The following is a 698-nucleotide window of genomic DNA, read 5'->3' as shown; positions in this document are numbered from 1 at the left end:
CCCAACCCAGCTCAGGAAGCAAGTTCCGTCACCGGACCGGGCCCTCCTTCTCCCGAAGTTACGGAGGTATTTTGCCGAGTTCCTTCACCACAGTTATCTCGATCGCCTCGGTATTCTCTACCTGACCACCTGTGTCGGTTTGGGGTACGGGCCGTGTACCAACTCACTAGAGGCTTTTCTCGGCAGCATAGGATCACTGAATTCACCTCAAACGGCTACGCATCACCTCTCAGGCTGTATGGGATCCGGATTTGCCTAGATCCCGCCCTACAGGCTTACACCCGGTAATCCACCACCGGGCCCAGCTACCTTCCTGCGTCACCCCATCGCTTGACTACTACAACCAGGGTCGTGCGCAGCCACATCCGGCCTCCCGAAGGAGGTCCATCCGCTTTTGGGCACTTAGCACAATTGATTCGCCATTGGGCGCGGATACACGGGTACGGGAATATCAACCCGTTGTCCATCGACTACGCCTGTCGGCCTCGCCTTAGGTCCCGACTCACCCTGGGCGGATTAACCTGGCCCAGGAACCCTTGGTCATCCGGCGGACGAGTTTCTCACTCGTCTTTCGCTACTCATGCCTGCATTCTCACTCCCACAGCCTCCACACCTGGATCACTCCGGCGCTTCCCTGGCTGCAGGACGCTCCCCTACCCACCCAGTCCACTGCCCCGAAGGGGATGTATACGACTGAG

At 58.7% G+C, this 698-nt stretch carries 1 rRNA gene; it reads right to left on the bottom strand.

The window, feature by feature from the left end:
• Positions 1-698, bottom strand: a 23S ribosomal RNA gene (locus tag ON41_RS40160); the annotation flags it as partial.

The organism is Nocardia transvalensis NBRC 15921, from assembly GCF_000308875.1.
Lineage (GTDB): Bacteria > Actinomycetota > Actinomycetes > Mycobacteriales > Mycobacteriaceae > Nocardia > Nocardia transvalensis.
This window is presented reverse-complemented; position numbering and strand designations above follow the sequence as displayed.